Here is an 893-nt window from a genome sequence, read left to right on the forward strand (position 1 = left end):
AAGGCTGCCGCTCCGATATAGGTGAGGTTCTCGACATTGGCCGCCAATGTGTGGGCACTCAGGTTCGTCCGAACCGTGTCGATCCCCTCATTGGCGTTCTCGGTGACGAGGTCGCCGGCATGGTCGACGATATAGGTGTCGTCGCCAACACCACCGATCAAACGATCGGCCCCGCCCCCGCCATTCAGCGTGTCATTGCCGACACCGCCGGAAAGCGTATCGGCGGCAGCGCCACCGGTGATCACGTTGTCGAGATCATTGCCTGTTCCGGCAAAGGCTACCGTGCCGATGCCGATATAGGTGAGGTTCTCGACATCGCTGCCAAGCCTATAGCTCGCCAATGTCGTGCGAACCGTGTCGGTTCCCTCGTCGGCAGCTTCGGTGACGAGGTCGCCGGCATTGTCGACGATATAAGTGTCGTCACCCGCACCGCCGATCAAGCTGTCCGCACCGCCCCCGCCATTCAGCGTGTCATTGCCGGCGTCGCCGGAAAGCGTATCGGCGGCAGCGCCACCCGTGATCGTGTTGTCGAGATTGTTGCCCGTGCCTGCAAACGACCCCGTGCCGGCAAAGCTCAGGTTCTCGACATTGGCAGCAAGCGTATAGATCGCCAGGTTGGTTCGAACCGTATCGGTCCCGGCATCGGCAGCTTCGGTGACGATGTCGCCGGCATTGTCGACGATATAGGTGTCGTGGCCCGCACCACCGATTAAGGTGTCCGCATCGGCCCCGCCGTTCAGCGTGTCATTGCCGGCGCCACCGGTGATCGTGTTGGCGAGCGCATTGCCGGCGCCGCTGAAGTTGGCGGATCCGGTATAGGTCAGGTTCTCGACATTGTTGCCGAGCGTATAGCCGGCAAGCGCCGTCTGGACCGTGTCCGTCCCTTCGTTCAC

At 62.0% G+C, this 893-nt stretch carries 1 protein-coding gene; it reads right to left on the minus strand.

Going from position 1 to position 893, the window contains the following annotated elements; all coding sequences use genetic code 11:
- The coding region (locus PH551_RS32805) for a calcium-binding protein (protein ID WP_285196409.1) at nt 1-893 on the minus strand (893 nt) is incomplete at both ends.

Source organism: Rhizobium atlanticum, assembly GCF_030182485.1.
Taxonomy (GTDB): domain Bacteria; phylum Pseudomonadota; class Alphaproteobacteria; order Rhizobiales; family Rhizobiaceae; genus Rhizobium.